This is a genomic window from Dellaglioa sp. CoH-56-MRSF-13 (genome assembly GCF_056782095.1).
Genome location: NZ_JBXAYC010000001.1, coordinates 87,218 through 105,516, shown reverse-complemented (window position 1 = coordinate 105,516; position 18,299 = coordinate 87,218). Strand labels below are relative to the sequence as shown.

At 33.6% G+C, this 18,299-nt stretch carries 20 protein-coding genes and 1 tRNA gene; 4 read left to right on the top strand and 17 right to left on the bottom strand.

Translation table 11 applies throughout. From position 1 onward, the window contains the following. Positions 1–142 precede the first annotated feature (142 nt). The 14 genes from AC1RP1_RS00520 to lepB form a co-directional block, all read right to left on the bottom strand. Positions 143–1,495, bottom strand: a complete 1,353-nt coding sequence (locus AC1RP1_RS00520; protein WP_481761061.1) for a serine hydrolase — start codon at positions 1,493–1,495, stop codon at positions 143–145. Positions 1,496–1,548: 53 nt separating this feature from the next. Continuing rightward, positions 1,549–2,712 (bottom strand): sensor histidine kinase, encoded by a 1,164-nt coding sequence (locus tag AC1RP1_RS00515; RefSeq protein ID WP_481761062.1) that lies wholly within the window; start codon positions 2,710–2,712, stop codon positions 1,549–1,551. Positions 2,713–2,725: 13 nt separating this feature from the next. Continuing rightward, the gene (locus tag AC1RP1_RS00510; RefSeq protein WP_409021818.1) at positions 2,726–3,412 is read right to left on the bottom strand and encodes a response regulator transcription factor; all 687 of its coding nucleotides are present in this window, start codon (positions 3,410–3,412) and stop codon (positions 2,726–2,728) included. 141 nt (positions 3,413–3,553) lie between these two features. Next, a complete protein-coding gene (locus AC1RP1_RS00505) occupies positions 3,554–3,757 on the bottom strand; it encodes a hypothetical protein (RefSeq protein ID WP_481761063.1) in 204 nt (67 codons plus the stop codon). Positions 3,758–3,997: 240 nt separating this feature from the next. Then, positions 3,998–5,485: an IMP dehydrogenase gene (guaB, locus tag AC1RP1_RS00500; protein ID WP_481761064.1), complete on the bottom strand. Its 1,488-nt coding sequence runs from the start codon at positions 5,483–5,485 to the stop codon at positions 3,998–4,000. 163 nt (positions 5,486–5,648) lie between these two features. Continuing rightward, complete coding sequence (locus AC1RP1_RS00495; RefSeq protein WP_481761065.1) at positions 5,649–6,407, bottom strand: DUF1129 family protein; 759 nt, start codon at positions 6,405–6,407, stop codon at positions 5,649–5,651. A gap of 29 nt (positions 6,408–6,436) precedes the next feature. Continuing rightward, entirely contained in the window at positions 6,437–7,537 is a 1,101-nt protein-coding gene (gene ychF, locus AC1RP1_RS00490) for a redox-regulated ATPase YchF (protein WP_481761066.1), read from the bottom strand. Positions 7,538–7,559: 22 nt separating this feature from the next. Then, the gene (locus AC1RP1_RS00485; protein WP_409021822.1) at positions 7,560–7,760 is read right to left on the bottom strand and encodes a DUF951 domain-containing protein; all 201 of its coding nucleotides are present in this window, start codon (positions 7,758–7,760) and stop codon (positions 7,560–7,562) included. Positions 7,761–7,773: 13 nt separating this feature from the next. Further along, positions 7,774–8,655: a ParB/RepB/Spo0J family partition protein gene (locus tag AC1RP1_RS00480; protein ID WP_409021823.1), complete on the bottom strand. Its 882-nt coding sequence runs from the start codon at positions 8,653–8,655 to the stop codon at positions 7,774–7,776. Beyond that, complete coding sequence (locus AC1RP1_RS00475) at positions 8,645–9,412, bottom strand: ParA family protein (RefSeq protein ID WP_409021824.1); 768 nt, start codon at positions 9,410–9,412, stop codon at positions 8,645–8,647. Before AC1RP1_RS00475 ends, AC1RP1_RS00480 begins: the two co-directional genes overlap by 11 nt. Before the next feature lie 6 nt (positions 9,413–9,418). Next, the gene (noc, locus tag AC1RP1_RS00470) at positions 9,419–10,267 is read right to left on the bottom strand and encodes a nucleoid occlusion protein (protein WP_481761067.1); all 849 of its coding nucleotides are present in this window, start codon (positions 10,265–10,267) and stop codon (positions 9,419–9,421) included. An 18-nt stretch (positions 10,268–10,285) separates the two neighbouring features. Beyond that, positions 10,286–11,020 (bottom strand): 16S rRNA (guanine(527)-N(7))-methyltransferase RsmG, encoded by a 735-nt coding sequence (rsmG, locus tag AC1RP1_RS00465; protein ID WP_481761068.1) that lies wholly within the window; start codon positions 11,018–11,020, stop codon positions 10,286–10,288. A 99-nt stretch (positions 11,021–11,119) separates the two neighbouring features. Then, positions 11,120–12,070, bottom strand: coding sequence for a pyrimidine-specific ribonucleoside hydrolase RihA (gene rihA, locus AC1RP1_RS00460; RefSeq protein WP_481761069.1), 951 nt, complete (start codon positions 12,068–12,070; stop codon positions 11,120–11,122). A 49-nt stretch (positions 12,071–12,119) separates the two neighbouring features. Beyond that, a complete protein-coding gene (gene lepB / locus AC1RP1_RS00455; RefSeq protein WP_481761070.1) occupies positions 12,120–12,722 on the bottom strand; it encodes a signal peptidase I in 603 nt (200 codons plus the stop codon). Positions 12,723–13,199: 477 nt separating this feature from the next. Between lepB and AC1RP1_RS00450 the strand changes: the two genes are divergently transcribed. Next, positions 13,200–14,648 carry a C40 family peptidase gene (locus AC1RP1_RS00450; protein WP_481761071.1) on the top strand — a complete coding sequence of 483 codons (1,449 nt, stop codon included), beginning with the start codon at positions 13,200–13,202 and terminating at the stop codon, positions 14,646–14,648. 452 nt (positions 14,649–15,100) lie between these two features. Continuing rightward, positions 15,101–15,173 (top strand) — tRNA-Ala (locus AC1RP1_RS00445). 80 nt (positions 15,174–15,253) lie between these two features. Here the strand turns inward: AC1RP1_RS00445 and AC1RP1_RS00440 are convergent. Continuing rightward, positions 15,254–15,574 carry an ArsR/SmtB family transcription factor gene (locus AC1RP1_RS00440; RefSeq protein WP_481761072.1) on the bottom strand — a complete coding sequence of 107 codons (321 nt, stop codon included), beginning with the start codon at positions 15,572–15,574 and terminating at the stop codon, positions 15,254–15,256. A 10-nt stretch (positions 15,575–15,584) separates the two neighbouring features. Next, positions 15,585–16,184 carry a cadmium resistance transporter gene (locus AC1RP1_RS00435; protein ID WP_481761073.1) on the bottom strand — a complete coding sequence of 200 codons (600 nt, stop codon included), beginning with the start codon at positions 16,182–16,184 and terminating at the stop codon, positions 15,585–15,587. 169 nt (positions 16,185–16,353) lie between these two features. Between AC1RP1_RS00435 and AC1RP1_RS00430 the strand changes: the two genes are divergently transcribed. Continuing rightward, a complete protein-coding gene (locus AC1RP1_RS00430) occupies positions 16,354–17,364 on the top strand; it encodes a YdcF family protein (protein WP_481761074.1) in 1,011 nt (336 codons plus the stop codon). A gap of 211 nt (positions 17,365–17,575) precedes the next feature. Beyond that, positions 17,576–17,797 carry a hypothetical protein gene (locus tag AC1RP1_RS00425; protein ID WP_409021835.1) on the top strand — a complete coding sequence of 74 codons (222 nt, stop codon included), beginning with the start codon at positions 17,576–17,578 and terminating at the stop codon, positions 17,795–17,797. On the opposite strand, the gene AC1RP1_RS00420 is transcribed toward AC1RP1_RS00425, so the two are convergent. Beyond that, positions 17,792–18,103 carry a helix-turn-helix domain-containing protein gene (locus tag AC1RP1_RS00420; protein WP_481761075.1) on the bottom strand — a complete coding sequence of 104 codons (312 nt, stop codon included), beginning with the start codon at positions 18,101–18,103 and terminating at the stop codon, positions 17,792–17,794. The two genes, AC1RP1_RS00425 and AC1RP1_RS00420, sit on opposite strands and share 6 nt — an antisense overlap. Between the last annotated feature and the right edge of the window lie 196 nt (positions 18,104–18,299).

Genomic DNA, 18,299 nt, shown 5'->3' with positions numbered 1-18,299 from the left:
TTATCGATACGTTATAATATACATCAAATGTCCACGAACAACAAATTTTTATTTTCTTTTTAATGTTTTTTTAATCTTACACGACTAAATTGCCCATATAGACAAAAAAATCACCCTAGAAATCAGAGATGATTTTATTGATTTAAAATAAATTTCCAAAGAAGTTAGTAATTGCACGCCACATAATAACAAAAATGTTAGCTTTTTCAATGGCATCTTTATTCGTTCCTGTAACAGAAAGTGATTTTTTGCCATCAACATAAGATAACGCATTATCTTTACCAGTTAATTTAAGCGTTCCAATATCACTATTAGCCTTAATTGGGGCTTCTAATCCTGTTTTCTTAACTAAATCAGTATTTTCTGATACTTTAGCTGAAATAATCGACTTAACTGTTTCGCCTTTTTTCAACCAAACTTTTTGATTAGATTTAAGCATAACTTTAGTTGTTAATTCTTTACCATGAAATACAGGTAAACTATCGGCGTTTTTAAATATTGTACCAGCCTTGATTGTTTCCACGTTGAACATGTCAAATACATATGACATTATTTTTTGTGTATCTGTAAAACGACTTACATCCGTTTCACTCTTGTGTGATGATCCTAAAACGACCGTAATAATTCGATGACCATCTTTTTTTACAGTTCCTGTAAAACATTCACCAGCTTTGTCAGAAGTACCTGTCTTCAATCCATCAACAGGTAATTCTGTATATGCCTTAGCTAAACCAGGTAACATCCAGTTCCAGTTTTCCATTAGTGTTTGGTCAGATGTTCCTTTATCGAAATATTTACGTTTGATACTTGTTGTTTTTAATACTTCTGGGTACTTTTTAAGTAAGTTTTTAGCAACAATTCCCATATCTTTGGCAGTTAATTCATTTTCATCTGATGCGGCTGAACCGGGGTATCGATCAGCTTTACTGATATCGCTATTAGTTAAACCAGAAACGTTATCAATCTTAGCATCTGTAATTCCCCATGACTTAACCTTTGCACGCATTAATGTTACGAAATCTTTTTGCGATCCCGATACTTCATGAGCAAGTGCCATAATAGCCCCATTTGCTGAGTAAATTAAACTAGCATCATACAGTTGTTTAACTGTGTATGATTTCGTTTTACTCAACGGAACGTTTGATAATGATGTATCCTGGCTAATTTTATAAGAATCGTTATCAATCTTAACTTTTTGATCCCAAGTTAATTTACCACTTTTAATTTGATCTAAAATAACATCAATCGAAATTAATTTTGTCATTGATGCAATTGGTAAAACAGCATCAGCATTTTTTTCATAGATTACTTGTCCAGTATCTGCATCAATTGCTAAAGCAGCTTTAGCTGTTAAATTAATAGCGCTTGAACTGGTTGTTGCAGCTGATACAGATTTAACCTCATCTTGAAGTCCCATTGCTGAAACCCCAGTAAATAGTGCTGCCCCTGAAATAAGCCCAATTACGAATTTCTTTGTACGTTTTAAAAATATCATTTTCTCTTTACCCTCTTAACTTCTCTTATTCATTTAAGAATACCCAATAATAGCTATTCTTGCAACTGTTCTTCTTGCTTTCTAGTTAATTTTATATTCTTACCCAATGGTAAATGAATAACAAAACTAGTTAGCTCTTCATTTGAGACAACATATATGTACCCACCGTGGAGCGTGACAATACTTTGAGCAATGGCAAGCCCTAATCCAGTTCCGCCCGTTTTTTGTGAACGAGATTCTTCCACTCGGTAAAACCGATCAAATAATTGATTAAGTGATTGTTCAGGTATTTTAGGGCCATCATTAGTTACTTTTACGATAACTTCCTGACCAATTTTTTCTGCTTCTAAATAAATATGTTTACCGCCTGCCCCATATTTTAAGGCATTTGATATTAAATTATTAAAAACACGGCCTAATTTTTCAGTATCAGCTTCCATCATTAACGGGTTAGGGTTCGTATTGCTACTAATTGTCATTTCTTTATTTTTAGCTTCAAGTTCAAAACTAGCTGCCAATTGTTCTAACATTTGATTCATATCAAAATTAATCGCATTAATTGGCGTCGACGTCTGTCGCACTTTTGTGTATTCAAATAAATCTTCTACTAAAACCTTCATCTGCTTTGATTTCACAAATGCTGTATGTGTGTAAGATAGTAAATCTTCTTGCGAATTATATTGATTATCTTCTATTAAACCTAAGTAACCGATAATTGATGTCAATGGTGTTCGAATATCGTGACTAACATTGGTAATCAGCTCATCCTTTGAATTCTCAATTCGACGTTCTTCTTCCATTGATTCAATCGTACTTTGAACCAAAGCATTAATACTTGAAACGACCCGCGCCATATCACCTTGTAGTTTAAAAGGAATTTGATGATCGTAATGACCGTCCGCAATATAATGCAATTCTGAAATAACATGACGTAACTGCATTTGATGATAACGTCGAATTAGTCGCCAATAGAGCACGACAACGTCCACAATAAGCATGAACGCAACAAAAACATTCCCCCAACTCCAGACATTGAAATCATTCGGCCCAAAAGTTAATGCCGTCTTAATTTGAAAAATACCATTCTCAAGTCCTGGGTTTGAAGCAATCGTCTGATTTAATAGAATAAAAATTGATAAATTCAGTAAAATTAATAGAATAATCGTGATGAATCCTTCCGCGATTAATTCACTTTTTTCTCTACCAGTTAATTTCAAAAATAACCCCTCACTAATGCATTTCTATCTTGTATCCAACGCCCCAGACGGTTTTGATAATATCATCACCGTTTGTTGCTGCTTCAATTTTATCACGTAAATGGCTCACATGGACCATTACTGTTTTGGCAGAAATAATTGATTCTTGTTGCCAAACTTGTTCAAAAATATCATCCGCAGAGTACACATGATTTGGATGTGAGGCTAATAAATATAAAATACCGAATTCTAAAGCAGTTAATTGAATATCACTACCTTCAACTGTTTGAACTTCATGAGAATCTTTTTTAATAATTAGCGGTCCTATTTCAAGTGCAACATCAGGTGCCGGATTCGAGTTTTGGCTACGACGGAGTAATGATTTAACACGTGCCATAATTTCTAATGGGTTAAATGGCTTAACAACATAATCATCAGCACCTGTAATCAGTCCACGAATTTTGTCCATATCTTCTGTTTTAGCAGAAACCATTAATATTGGAATTTCTGAAGTTTTACGAACCTCTTTAATGACATCCATTCCGTTCATTTTAGGCATCATAACGTCGAGAATCATTACACCGATTTCTGGCATTTCTTCTAATTTTTCAATCGCTTCAAGTCCATTTTGAGCAGTAATTGCTTCGTAACCTTCATTTTTTAAATAAATAGAGATTAAATCAACGATTTCTTTTTCATCATCTACAACTAAAATTTTCATTGGATATCTCCTGACTTTTCTTTACTTATAGTATATTGTATCAAATATCACACACGATAACTTTAAAGAATTGGTTAAATCTACTTAATCTAAGTAGTACAAAAAAAGCTTTCGTAAAAAACGAAAGCTTTCCATTTTTTATTATCCACGTTCTAATAAGTAGTTAAATAAACCGCCCATTGTTTTATCTGATAACTCAATCTCTTTACCAGATTCCGTTACTTTAGTAATTTTATAATAATCTTCAAACTCAGGTACTTCCAATTGCATCATCGCAACAAAAGCTGCTGCCGTTTTATAAGTTGCTTGTAGCTGTTCCCCATGAACGTAATCAATAATTAACATATTCGTAACCCCCTATAATATTTATACTCGTAGTGTAGTCTATAAATTTAAATACTTCCACAATTGATACTTATTTTTAAGTAAATTAATATTTCTAACTAATGTCGTATTCCTTTTACTGTATACAATGATTTTGCATCAAATCATGATTAATCATTAGAGTCTTATTTATAATTTAAAACTCTCCATTAAAAAAGACGTAACTTCTTTCATCTGAAAGAAATCACGCCTTTTTAATTATTATTTAACTGAGTAATTAGGTGCTTCTTTGGTAATTTGAACATCATGTGGATGTGATTCAATTAAACCAGCACCTGAAATTTGAACAAATTGTGCGTCATCTTGTAATGCCTTCAATGTTCCAGCACCAACGTAACCCATACCTGAATGTAAGCCTCCAACCATTTGGAAAACAATATCAGCTAAACTACCCTTGTATGATACACGACCTTCAATACCTTCTGGCACTAACTTATTAGCTTCATTTACGCCACTTTGGAAGTAACGATCAGAAGAACCATTTGATTGTTCCATAGCTGCTAAACTTCCCATACCTCGGTAAACTTTGAAACGACGACCTTCATAAATTTCAAATTCACCAGGAGCTTCATCAGTTCCAGCTAACATACTACCTAACATCACAGCGTTACCACCGGCAGCAAGGGCTTTAACGATATCACCAGAGTATTTAATACCCCCATCAGCGATGATTGTTTTACCATATTCACGAGCTACTTCAGCAGCGTCATAAATAGCTGTTAATTGCGGAACACCAACACCAGCAACAATCCGTGTTGTACAGATTGATCCAGGTCCTATTCCAACTTTAACAACATCAACGCCAGCATCATAAAGGGCACGAGTTGCTTCGCCAGTTGCGACATTACCTGCGATTAAAGTTGCTTCTGGGAATTGTGCTCTGATTTCAGTAATTTTACGGATAACACCGGCTGAATGACCATGAGCAGTATCGATAACTAAAGCATCAACACCAGCATCTAGTAAAGCTGTAGCACGTTCAAATGTATCACTTGTAACACCAACAGCGGCAGCAGCAAGTAAGCGGCCATGTTCATCTTTAGCTGCGTTAGGAAATTCAACAACTTTTTCGATATCTTTAATTGTTATTAAACCAGTTAAACGACCATTTTTATCAATGATTGGTAATTTTTCAATTTTATTTTTTTGGAGTATTTTTTCAGCTTCTTTAAGCGAAGTACCTTCCGCAGCTGTTACTAATCCTTCTTTAGTCATAACACTATCAATTAGGACTGACATATCAGAAACAAAACGTAGATCACGATTCGTAATGATACCAATCAATAAGCGATTTTCTAATGTTTCAACGATTGGAACACCACTAATACGGTAACGTTTCATCAATTGTTCAGCATCTGCAACAGAATGTTGCGGTGTTAAATAGAAAGGATCAATAATAACGCCACTTTCAGAACGTTTTACTTTTCTGACTTCTTCAGCTTGTTGTTCGATACTCATATTTTTATGAATAACACCTAAGCCACCTTGGCGAGCCATAGCAATCGCCATTTTAGAATCTGTAACAGTATCCATGCTAGCACTTAAAATTGGGACATTTAATTTGATATTCTTAGCTAATTGTACACTGATATCAACCTCGTTCGGTAATACATGACTTTCTGCAGGTATTAACAACACGTCATCAAAAGTAAATCCTTTTTTAACGAACTTCGTTTCCCAATTTGACATTTTAAAACCAGCTTTCTACTTTTATTTTGTTTACTAACATACCAGATAAACTCAACATTGGTCAAGGTTATCGTCCGATTCTTATTAACCTATAATCGTTTTTAACTGTAACAAAAAAGAGTTCAAAAATTTTACCTGAACTCTTTTCAAGATATCAATCAATTTAAAACATTGTTCGGTTGATATTATAGCGACGTTTAACGTAAATTCTAACTGCAAATGCGATTAATGCAATTACAAGATAAACAGGGGCTGGCAACAATGCATTAAGTGGTCCTGGAATCAATGCCACTAACATGTAGGCAAGAATCCATACTGCAAGAAAGGCTACAAATACTAGTAATGTAACCCAGAAAGCTGGTTTGTCTTCTTTTTTGACGTTTGGGCCATATTTTTTGTAGAAGAGCGCTGCTCCAATACCACCCAAAATTGATGTGATTAGTAGTGTTAATAATCCACCAGCACCAGAAGCTTCTGCTTGCGTACTTGTTTTACTCATTAATCCCATAACACCGTACATACCAGCAAAAATTAATAACATCATCAACCCATTATCTAAAGCTGTTAACCAAAAACTACTTGTTGGTTCTGCAGCTTTTTTCTGTGGGCCCATAATGATATCAGTTGCTTTTGTACTAACAGGACCATATAGTTTAGTTGCTGTTACACCTTTATGCTGTTCGGTGCGAAGTTCTGCAACAATTTCACCAATGACCGTATTTCGTTTTTCATCATTAATTTTTGAATCTTTCAAAATACTATTTAAACGGTAAACATAATCTTCATTACGCTTCGTTAATCCCGCAAAGGGTCCTTTATCCTGTAACTTCGTTTCTTTTTCTAAATGTTCTTTTTGTTTTGCTGCAGCTGTCGCATTTCTCTCTTCAACTGATGTTTCTTCGACTTTGTTTTCTTCTGACATGACTAACAACCCCTACTGACTTATTTTATTTAGACGTTAAATCTGAACTCAATAATATCGCCATCTTGTACGACATATTCTTTACCTTCGGAACGTAAACGACCAGCTTCACGAACTGCTGCGACGCTTCCATTTTTATCTAAATCAGCAAATGACATTGTTTCAGCACGGATAAATCCACGTTCAAAATCTGAATGGATAATTCCGGCAACTTGAGGTGCTTTCATCCCTTGTTTAAAGGTCCATGCTCGTGTTTCGGCACCACCAGCAGTAAAGAAAGTTGCTAAACCTAGTAATTTATAAGATGCCCTGATTAAGCGATCAAGTCCTGATTCTTCAACACCAGCAGCTTCAAGGAAATCAAGTTTATCTTCATCATCTAGTTCAGCAATTTCTTCTTCTGTTTTAGCAGAAACGGCTAAACATTCTGAACCTTCTTCTTTTGCAAAGGCTTCAATTAATTTTACATACTTATTAGCATCTGGGTCAGCCATGTCATCTTCAGCAATATTAGCGACATAAAGAACTGGTTTGTTCGTTAATAAAAACATACCTTTAACATATTTTTCTTCTTCTTCATCAAATTCAATTGAGCGAACGGCATGTCCAGCTTCAAGAACTGGTTTGATTTTTTGTAAAATACTGAATTCAGCCAACGCATCTTTATCTTTTGTTCTAGCCACTTTTTCAACTTTAGCATAACGTTTTGTCACACTATCTAAATCTGCAAAAACAAGTTCTAAGTTGATTGTTTCAATATCGTCCATTGGATCCACTTTATCAGAAACATGTGTGATATTATCATCGTCAAATGCACGAACAACGTGCACAATAGCATCAACTTGACGAATATTTTCTAAAAATTTATTACCAAGTCCTTCACCTTTACTTGCGCCTTTAACAATACCGGCAATATCCGTAAATTCAAAAGTTGTATGAATAATTTTTTTAGCAGGGACTACTTCATCGATACGTGCTAATCGTTTATCTGGAACTTCAACCATCCCAACGTTTGGATCGATTGTCGCAAATGGGTAATTAGCCATTTCCGCGCCTGCTTTTGTAATTGCGTTAAATAAAGTTGATTTACCTACGTTTGGTAATCCTACGATTCCTGCCGTTAATGCCATAATTAGACGTCACTCTTTTCATTTATTTTGTATTATCTTCTGTTGTTGCTTTTTCTAACATTTTTTTCATCTTTTTTTCAAATTCTCGTCTAGGTAATAGAATAAGGTGCCCGCATCCTAAACACTTAATGCGAATATCCATTCCCATTCGCACGATTTCCCAGCGGTTAGTCCCACAAGGATGTGGTTTTTTCATTTCAACAATATCATGTAAGTCATACATACTGACTAACCTCCTAGTCTAGTGAAATATCAAGTAAGTCCAAAATACGGTTCAAATCATCCGTTGATAAGTAGTCAATTTCTATCTTACCTTTATGATTTTTTTTGCTCTGTTGGATAGAAACTTGTGTTCCAAATTTTTCTTTTAACAAGTTCTCACTTTGTTGAACATAAATTGATTTTTCAACTTCGTTCACTTTTTTAGTATTCTTTTTAATTTCGCCGTTCATTTGGGCAATTACTTTTTCCAACTCACGAACAGTTAGATTTTCTTTAACTGTTCTTTTAGCTAATGCCCCAATTTTTTGTTTATCTTTAAGTGACAGCAATGTTCTTGCTTGACCCATCGATAACTGATCAACTTGGAGTAATTCTTTAACTGAGTTGGGCAATCCTAATAAACGCAAATAATTAGCAATATAAGGACGACTTTTGCCTAATCGCTCTGAAACTTGTGACTGCGTTAAGTTTAATTTTTCCATCAACATGTTATAAGCTTCTGCCTCTTCTAAAGGAGACAATTCTTCACGTTGTAAATTTTCCAAAATAGCAACTTCCATCATTGCTTCTTCTGTCATCGTTCTAATAATTGCAGGGACATCTGTTAGTCCTGCTAATTTAGACGCACGGAAACGACGTTCTCCTGCAATGATTTCATAACCCTTAATGACTGATTCTCTTACAATAATTGGTTGGAAGACACCTGATTTTTTGATAGACGCAGCTAATTCTTTTAGGGCATCTTCATCAAATGTTTTACGAGGTTGGTAAGGATTAGGGCGAATTTCAGCTAAGTTTAAACGAACAACAGATTCTTTTGTATCATCATATTGATCAAGTTCATCCTGAAATAACGCGTTAATCCCTTTTCCAAGACCTTTTTTATTATTTACCATGCGCTTTTAACACTTCCTTTGCCAATTCCATATAGACTTGAGCACCCTTCGACTTAGGATCGTAATCAATAATTGCCATCCCATGGCTAGGTGCTTCAGACAAGCGGACATTTCGCGGAATAATTGTCTTGTAGACTTTTTCTGCAAAATATTTTTGCACCTCAGACACAACTTCTGCGCCTAAATTTGTACGTGCATCATACATTGTCATTAAAACGCCTTCAATGGCTAAATCTGGATTAAAATGCTTTTGAACTAAACGAATTGTGTTAAGCAATTGGCTTAAACCTTCCAAAGCATAGTATTCACTTTGAACAGGAATTAAAATTGATTTACTAGCTGTAAAGGCATTAATTGTAATCAATCCAAGTGATGGCGGGCAATCTATTAAAATATAATCATACTGATCTTCAATTGTTTTAACGGCATCCAATAATCTTGTTTCACGAGCCATTTGCGGTGTTAATTCAATCTCAGCACCAGCCAATTGAATGGTTGCCGGAACGATATCTAATCCTTTATGACTAGTAGCTAGAATTGTCTCCTTAATTGGAAATTCATTAACTAAAACATCATAAATATCTTTTTTTATTGTTGATTTTTCAATACCAACACCACTTGTTGAATTTCCTTGAGCATCCGTATCTATTAATAAAACACGCTTGCCTAGCTCGGCTAAACAAGCGCCTAAATTCACACTCGTTGTTGTTTTACCAACGCCACCTTTTTGGTTTGCTAATGAAATAACAATTCCCATGTTTGATTAACCCTCCTTTTTTGATTCAATCACATCAATAATAACGCGATACCCTGAATCAGTTTTTTCTTGTTTTGATTTAATCGTTACACCGTTATTTTCTATAACTTGAACCGCTTGTTTTAGGGTATTAATCACTAATCTTTTATCAGGATTACCTTTTTTCGTGTTTTTCTTTTCAGACACTTTTGATTCTGGTTTAATTTTATTAGCTGAAATTAACTTTTCGGTTTCTTTCACTGTTAATTTCTCTTTTAAAATACGTTTTAATAATTTTTTTTGATTGCTAGCTGATAAACTAACCATTGCTCTTCCGTGACGTTCGGATATCTGTTGCGCCATAATGGACGTTTGTACGTCATGTTCTAATTTTAATAAACGCAATTTATTAGCAACAAATGCTTGGCTTTTACCCATATCTTCAGCTAATTTTGACTGTGATAAGTGGTTTAAACTCATTAGTTTACTGTAGGCCTCTGCTTCTTCAATTGCTGTTAGTTCCTCACGTTGTAAATTTTCAATTAGTGCCATCGAAGCCGCTTGGTCGTCGTCCATTTTCTGAACAATTGCCGGAATTTTTTTCCATCCTAATGAAGATGCTGCCCGAAAACGACGTTCCCCAGCAATAATCTCATATTTTCCAGTCTCATACTCTCGCAAAATAATAGGCTGCAATAACCCGTGTTCTTTAAGGGTTTGTGCTAATTCATCAATTTTTTGATCATCAAAGACACGACGAGGTTGGAAGCGATTGGGTACAATAGTCGTAACAGAAATGTCACTAACCTTCGTTTGATTCGTTTCATCTTCTTGTTCTTGTTGATTTTTACGATTTCCTAAAAATGAAAATGCCATTTTCCGACGACCTCCTGACTATATCTTATTTACAAGTGGGGTACGTCCAGGTACACCCGCTTTTCTAGGGTATTTTTTAGGACTTAATTTGACTTTATCAACGACTAATAGATGACGTTCGTCATCTGAAATTGGTAAAGTAAATTCATGATTAGCCACAACTTGACCACCTAAAAGCTTGATAGCATATTCGGCATCGACTAATTCTTCGTCCATTTTTTGAGCTTTGAGAGCGATAAATTGACCATTTAATTTAACTAAAGGTAAGCACAATTCAGATAGTACGCTCAATCTTGCAACAGCACGAGCTGTCACGATATCATATTGTTCTCTATATAAACTTTTTTTACCTGCAAATTCTTCAGCACGATTATGAAAAAAAGCAACCCCTGTAATATCTAATTTGTCCGCCAATTCATTTAAAAAGTTGATACGTTTATTCAACGAATCAACAATAGTCACCGTTAATTGCGGAAAAGCAATCTTCAGTGGAATTGAAGGGAAGCCGGCACCTGCGCCGACGTCACAAATAGATAAGGGCTCGCTTTGTATTTCTTTTGAATAAAAAGCAGGCGTTAAAGAATCATAAAAATGTTTCAAATAAACGTCTGATTTTTCTGTAATAGCAGTCAGATTAAGGTTTTCATTTGTCATTACTAAAAATTCATAGTATGTTTCAAATTGTGCCATTTGTCTGTCTGTTAAATTAATGTCTTTTTCAGCTAATGCTTGACGAAATTCTTCTGGATTCATATGACTGGCCCTCCGTTATTTGTGAAACAAAACGATGTTTCACGTCCTGTTTAACTTTAACGTATTTAGGCCAGAAATACAAGCCAACTGTAAGATTCTCTATCCTACTAATTTATCAAATTTTTTAAGTTTTGAAATTAATAATTCGACAAATTTTGCACGGTCAATTGATAGTAAGACTTCTGTATTTTTTTCTAATCCCAATAAATCAAATTTATCAACGATTGTCTCACCTTTAGTAAGATCACCATTCACCTCAACATCAACATGGTACTTTTCACTTGTGAATAATTCAGGATGTAACATCCAAGCAATTGTACAAGGGTCATGTAATGGAATACCGTCGAATCCCCATTTTTCTTGACCATAGTAAATACCATAAAATTTCAATAACCCGTAGGCTGATTGCGCTACTTTATTATTAATCTTACCAATTTCTTCAATTTCAGAATCTAAAATTTGTGCTTGATGAGTTAAGTTTAATCCAGCCATAACCATTGGAATAGAGTCATTTAAAACCATTTTTGCTGACTCTGGGTCCACGGCAATATTAAATTCTGAACCAGGTTTAACATTTCCAACATCCGTTGAGCCACCCATAAAGACAATTTTTTCAATTTTATTTTTTAATTCAGGATAGACAGCTAAAAATAGTGCCATATTCGTCATTGGGCCCGTGACAACCATTGTAACTTTTTCAGCACTTTTAGATAATGTTTCTGCAATTAACTCAATTGCTGTTAAATTAGTTGCTGGAATTTCAGATTTAGGTAACTCTGTTCCATCAACACCAGTATCTCCATGAACGGCATCGGCAATCATTAATTCTTGTAGTAAAGGTTTTTTATTTCCACTAGCAACTGGAACATCTGTCCGTTCCATCAATGTTAGTAGTCGACAAGCGTTATCAAATGTTTTATCAGGTGTTTGATTTCCAGCGGATGTTGTCACCGCACGTAAATCAAATTCTGGTGAAGCAATAATCATCATTAACGCTAATGCGTCATCATGTCCTGGATCACAATCTAAAATAATTGGTGTTTTTGTCATAATAAAATCTCCTCTTCAATCGAATTATTTTTCTGCATTTTTAATGCAATTAATAAATATATTTATGATCAGCCTTATTAAAATTCCAGAATGGTACTTTTACAACACCTTGAATTTTCGACTTATCAACGAACCCCCAGTAACGACTATCATTAGATACTGAACGATGATCTCCTAGAACAAAATATTTATCTGAAGGTACTCTGATAGCTGAAGTATCTTTAGCCCATTGATTATCTACAGCCAATGACTTGAATGTCCAGTTTTTAGCATTTATGTTCTGAACCCTTGTCCCTACTGTTTTTTGATAAGTTGAAATATAAGGTTCTTCAATTTCTTTACCATTAACATAGACATGATCATTTTTAAATTCTACTGTATCACCAGGCATTCCAATAACACGTTTAACATACTCTTGACCCTCAGTTGCATCAGGATCTACGCCGTATGCATCAAAAACAACAGTACTAAAGCGCTTAATATCAATAACTTTAACAACAGCAACATGCTCATTATTAACTAAGTTAGGTTGCATCGATGGCCCATCAACACGTACCATTGTGACAACAAATGTTTTTAAAAGCATCGCGATTATTAAACCGATTGCAATCGGTATAATCCAACTCATTATTTCTTTAACTATTCTTTTCATATTTCCACCTAATCATTATATTTTTTATCCCCTTATTTAGTTAATTATACGCCAACTATTTAAGGACTTTCAATATCCAATAATTCAAATGATACCAGACAATGAAATCCCTTTCTATTAAAACTTAAAATTTCATTTGCAACCATGTAAAACGACTGGTATAGTTTTAATTAGTTCTAGTAGTATAGAAACATAAGGTTTCTGTAATATCTTTGTAACATCGGGGGGCAATATATTTTAATTTAAAATATATTGAAAGTGTTCTAAACCATTATTGCACATGGGATTTACTAAATTAAATAAATTATAAGTTAAATACATAAATCATCATTATCATTGATATATAAACATTACTTAGTATATATTACAAAATCATGCTAAGTTGTAATAGTTTTTGTATTTGATTGCAACACTAACCGGTTACAATAGTTACTGTAGTATAAATCCAATAAAATAAGAAAGTAGATGTGACTCAACTTGAATAACACACTTAAATCATTATTACTCGGTACAGTTGGTACCGCTGGCCTCCTTCTTGCATCTAACGCAACTGCTGATGCAGCAACAGTTAAAGTTCAAACAAACGATACTGTTTGGGCTTTTTCTCAGAAGTATGGCGTTTCAATCAAAACAATCGAAACTTTAAACAATATTGACGCAAATTCTCATATTATTGTAAGTGGTCAATCATTAAATATTCCTGAAAAGGATAGCAACGCTAAAGCAAGCTCAACACAAAAAAGTACTTCAGCTAAAACAAGTACTATCGTTACTACTAATACTTCAGTAAATAAAACATCCGTTACTGTTAAAAATGGTGATTCATTATGGTCAATCGCTAAAGAAAATGGCATTTCAATCTCAGCACTTCGTTCGGCTAATGGATTTGCTGATAACTCAGCACTTATCTTACCCGGTCAAAATTTAACATTAACTGGTTCAAAAGCGGTAGCTGCAAGTACTACTGTTACTCCCGCTAAAGTAACACCAGCTAAAACTGTTAAAGTAGAAACAAGTACTGCTAAACCAGTTGCTACAACTCCTAAAGCAGAAGTAAGTGCTGCTAAATCAGTTACTGCAACTCCTAAAGTAGAAACAGCTACACCTAAAGCAGCATCTACTACAAATAATAAGACTGTTACTGTTAAAAACGGCGATTCATTATGGTCAATCGCTCAATCAAACGGTATTACTATCTCAGCACTATGTGATGCTAATGGTTTATCTTCTAATTCAATGATTAACCCTGGCCAAACATTAAACTTAACAGGTTCAATGGCTAAAGTAGCTTCTACAACTGCTGAAAAAGTTGTTACACCTGCAAAAGCTACAACAACACCTAAAGCTGCTGTAACTTCTAATGCTACTTCAACACCTAAGGCTGCTACAAGTTCTAATACTGCTTCAACAGCTAACACTGCTGTTGCAAGTTCTAATACTACTTCAACAACTAATACTGCTGCTGCAAGTTCTAATACTACTTCAACAACTAATACTGCTGCTGCAAGTTCTAATACTACTTCAACAGCTAATACTGCTGCTGCAAGCTCTACAACACAAACAGCAAGCTACTCAGCAAGCAAAGTTATCTCTGTTGCTAAAGCATACATAGGTACTCCTTATGTTTGGGGTGGATCAACTCCTTCTGGTTTTGATTGTTCAGGATTCACACAATATGTATTCGCAAAAGTTGGTATTAACTTAAACCGTAATACTATTGGACAAGAATCAAATGTTTCTAAGAAATCAACTGCTGCTGCTCAACCTGGAGATTTATTATTCTGGGGAGCTCAAGGTTCTACATACCATGTTGGTATTTACTTAGGTGGTGGCCAATATATCGCTGCTCCAGAACCTGGTCAAAATGTTAAAATTGGTGCATTAGCATATTACCCTGCTTCATTTGCTGGTACTGTTAATAAATAATATTATGAAGGTCCCACTCACTAAGTGAGTGGGACCTTTTTTTATGGATTTTAATATATAAAGTATTCTGGTTCGGAATCTATAAAAGTTGCTAAGATTGGAAATAAGTCCGTTAGAAATCTGAATTTTATTATTTGTTCCTTCTAAAAGAGTATTAATCGAATAATTATTAATGTTTGGAAATATCTTCACATCACGCCATCATAAGATTATGTCTGCTATTTAAAAACAAAAATCTTATACTCTTCGGCTTATTCATCATTAATCAAAAACTGGTATTTAATGCTTTTTACCCTACTATTAACAAGTGATATTTGAAACCTTTTATCTTTAAAAATCGTTACTCATTTTAAAATGTTTCATGTGAAACATTTTAAAATGGCATAAATACATAGAAGCAAAACTAACTTTTTCTTTTAATTTTGGCTATTTGGTGTATTATAAAGCTATTCGGGCCCTTAGCTCAGTTGGGAGAGCGTCTGCTCCGCAAGTAGAAGGTCGACGGTTCAAATCCGTTAGGGTCCATAGTAACCACTACAGATTTTAAAAATCAAAAAAGAGATTAACTTCAATTTGAAGTTAATCTCTTTTTCTTACGTTTCTATTTAATAAGGTTTTCCATTTGCAACGTGTTTTGCATGTTGCAACAGCGCTGTCATAGTTTCAATAATATGCGGATCGTCAATTTGATAGTACATTAACTTTCCTTCTCGTCTCTGACTAATTATTTGATGCGTTTTTAATAAACTTAATTGATGAGATAAGTTTGTTTGTTCAACATTAAGTATCTTTGATAATTCAGTTACATTATATTCATGTTGTTCCAATAAATAGATTAATTGTAATCTTATTCGATTATTCAATAGCTTAGTTATCATAATTGATTCATCAAGTTCACTTTTTGGAATTTCATTGTACGGTTGCATTATTTTCCTCCTACATAAAGTGCTGAATAGTACCACTTTCTAATAATATATATAGACCTAAGAAAACATAAACAATTAGAGTGATTAAATTACCAAAATTTTGAAAAAATTCTTGGATTTTAGGTAAATTAGTAATCATTTTACTCAACCATGTAATGATACATAAGAATATAAAAAATAGCATCAGTACAATAGGTACATCCCTAATAGATAATGTCGTGAAAAATGGGACGTAGATAGCAAGATTATCTGGTCCACAAGTTGCAATAGTAATCATAATTACATTTAAAATTATGCCTTGACCCGGTTTTCCTAATTTCTCCCGGACCTCATTACCCTCATCTTCATCACTAAAATACATTTTTATACCCATTATAATCGGAATAAGTCCCAAAAATCCTAAGATCCATTCTTCAGGAATCAGTTTTAACCAAAAGGCAGCAATCAAACTAACTGCTATAAGCGTCCCACTACCAAGTAGCTCTCCTATAAATATTAATTTTTCTTCATGTTTATTTTTATACTTAGCAAAAATAATAATTAGAATTAAAAGATAATCGATATTTGTTGAAATGAATGCGAGTACAGTTGAACCTAATAGTGTGACCATTATAGCATCTCCTCTATATGATATATTATTCATATGATATTTTGTTCATGTGAATAATATATCATATGTTAACGTCCATGTAAACGGTTAAATATAAATTTATTAGTACCTTATTTATTCAAAAATATGCTAGAATTAGTTTATTATCTATTACTTCGGAGGAATTCATATGGACTATCTAATACTGTTACTACCTATTTTATTGTTAGCTATTTGGTATATCAGCTTTCACAAAGAACCACGTCAATTAATTAATGGATTTCTGTTCAATATATTTGTCATTTCTTTAATAGGTGTACTCGCTACTTCCCCTATCAATTTTATGAAAAATAGCGCTGTTTTTATTATCATTGTTGGCGCTATAGGTTTGATATTACTTTCAATTGCAACTATTCCATTTTTATTAATTAATACTGGACTAGTCTTTAAACGTGAAAGTTATTCATTAGCTAACATGCTTGGACTACTACTTGCTATTGTTCTTATCATTCGCTGGTTTGTGACACCTTTAATCAGTACGTGGCCTTGGTATCTTCAATTACCATTTAATTTTGCTTCGTTGACTGGCTTATATCTTATGTTCGCTTTTTTAAATTTCTTGTCTGTTAGTATTTTATATAGCTTACGACGTCCAAAATATGATCAAGACTACATCATTGTACTAGGTGCAGGTTTAATCAACGGTTATAAAGTTAGTAAACTACTTGCCAACAGAATCAAACGTGCTACCAATTTTGCGGACAAACAAATACTATTAGGCGGTAAACGCCCGATTATTATTTTTTCAGGTGGGCAAGGTAATGATGAGTCTATTTCAGAAGCACAGGCAATGCAAAAATGGGCCATCGACAGTGGTTATCCAGAAGAATTTACATTACTAGAAGACAAATCAACAACGACTTTTGAAAATATGCGTTTCTCAAAAAAAATAATTGATCTTGATCATAGAGGGGATCATATTTTATTCAGTTCAAATAACTACCATATCTTTCGTGCTGCAATATTTGCACGAATGGTTGGTGTAAATGCTCAAGGCATTGGCGGGAAAACGCCATGGTATTTTTTACCTAATGCGTTCTTGCGTGAATTCATTGCTATCATAATGCTTCATAAAAATCGTCATTTTATAGTTATTTTGTTGCTCCTTTTACTGTCTATTTTTCAACAGCTTTTTAAATAATTATTACTTCAATACTTACTTAAATTAATTAATCTACTTAAAAGGATAAACCTTTAATTTATGTCATATTGACAAAACTCAGTACTATCGTTAGAATTAATTTTTATTAATATCAGTCTTATAAATTAACTATTTTTGTTGTAATCTAAGCATTAGCTAATAAAAGCTAATGCTTTTTTTATACAGTTTTTTAGTAAGGGAGATTTTATTTATGAATGGGATAGATATACACGATAATTTGAAGGTATTACAAGATTTAAAATTTTTAATTTATGACTTTAGTAACCATAGGATTGATTTTCACAATTTTGATATTTTAACTTTAGATTTACCTACCAAACAAATTGATTTAGTCTCAGCCTATCAAGCACAAAAAATTGACCACACTATTGAAGAAATAGCATGGTCAATCATTAATGATAATCATTTATAAACGGATTACTTTAAGCAATAATTCAGCTGTCGCTTCTCTTTTTTCTTTGGGTAAAGAAGCAAGATAATTAATCAAATCCAGCGTTGCAACACCTTTTAAATTTTGATTAGTAAAGAAGTCAGCTAACGTCATATCCAGCGCTTCAGCAATATCTGATAATTTTTTTATTTTAATATTATCTAACTTACCTCGCTCTATCAAAGAAATTAAACTAACAGAAGATTTTGATTTTTCAGCCAGTTGCTCAATGGTCATATTCAATAATTTTCGTTTAGCACGAATTAAAATTCCTATTTTTTTAAGCATATTAAACTCCTAATCAGAAAGGTTCTCTTTATGGTAAAGGTTTTTAAAACAATCAAACAGATTATAGCTTATCTTTTTTTAATATATATATATATACAAAAACCTTTTAAGCTGATAAAATAACTTAAGTTTCGTTTAAGGTTTGTCTTTATTCGTTGATTTAGTAATTTAAATCTAAGGAGGCCACGGGGGGTAT

Bases quoted from the DNA above. Each gene is read 5' to 3' on its own strand.
- AC1RP1_RS00520 (WP_481761061.1), bottom strand. From the start codon at position 1,495: ATGATATTTTTAAAACGTACAAAGAAATTCGTAATTGGGCTTATTTCA.
- AC1RP1_RS00510 (WP_409021818.1), bottom strand. From the start codon at position 3,412: ATGAAAATTTTAGTTGTAGATGATGAAAAAGAAATCGTTGATTTAATC.
- AC1RP1_RS00505 (WP_481761063.1), bottom strand. From the start codon at position 3,757: ATGTTAATTATTGATTACGTTCATGGGGAACAGCTACAAGCAACTTAT.
- guaB (WP_481761064.1), bottom strand. From the start codon at position 5,485: ATGTCAAATTGGGAAACGAAGTTCGTTAAAAAAGGATTTACTTTTGAT.
- AC1RP1_RS00495 (WP_481761065.1), bottom strand. From the start codon at position 6,407: ATGTCAGAAGAAAACAAAGTCGAAGAAACATCAGTTGAAGAGAGAAAT.
- ychF (WP_481761066.1), bottom strand. From the start codon at position 7,537: ATGGCATTAACGGCAGGAATCGTAGGATTACCAAACGTAGGTAAATCA.
- AC1RP1_RS00485 (WP_409021822.1), bottom strand. From the start codon at position 7,760: ATGTATGACTTACATGATATTGTTGAAATGAAAAAACCACATCCTTGT.
- AC1RP1_RS00480 (WP_409021823.1), bottom strand. From the start codon at position 8,655: ATGGTAAATAATAAAAAAGGTCTTGGAAAAGGGATTAACGCGTTATTT.
- AC1RP1_RS00475 (WP_409021824.1), bottom strand. From the start codon at position 9,412: ATGGGAATTGTTATTTCATTAGCAAACCAAAAAGGTGGCGTTGGTAAA.
- noc (WP_481761067.1), bottom strand. From the start codon at position 10,267: ATGGCATTTTCATTTTTAGGAAATCGTAAAAATCAACAAGAACAAGAA.
- rsmG (WP_481761068.1), bottom strand. From the start codon at position 11,020: ATGAATCCAGAAGAATTTCGTCAAGCATTAGCTGAAAAAGACATTAAT.
- rihA (WP_481761069.1), bottom strand. From the start codon at position 12,070: ATGACAAAAACACCAATTATTTTAGATTGTGATCCAGGACATGATGAC.
- lepB (WP_481761070.1), bottom strand. From the start codon at position 12,722: ATGAAAAGAATAGTTAAAGAAATAATGAGTTGGATTATACCGATTGCA.
- AC1RP1_RS00440 (WP_481761072.1), bottom strand. From the start codon at position 15,574: ATGCAACCGTACAATGAAATTCCAAAAAGTGAACTTGATGAATCAATT.
- AC1RP1_RS00435 (WP_481761073.1), bottom strand. From the start codon at position 16,184: ATGGTCACACTATTAGGTTCAACTGTACTCGCATTCATTTCAACAAAT.
- AC1RP1_RS00430 (WP_481761074.1), top strand. From the start codon at position 16,354: ATGGACTATCTAATACTGTTACTACCTATTTTATTGTTAGCTATTTGG.
- AC1RP1_RS00425 (WP_409021835.1), top strand. From the start codon at position 17,576: ATGAATGGGATAGATATACACGATAATTTGAAGGTATTACAAGATTTA.
- AC1RP1_RS00420 (WP_481761075.1), bottom strand. From the start codon at position 18,103: ATGCTTAAAAAAATAGGAATTTTAATTCGTGCTAAACGAAAATTATTG.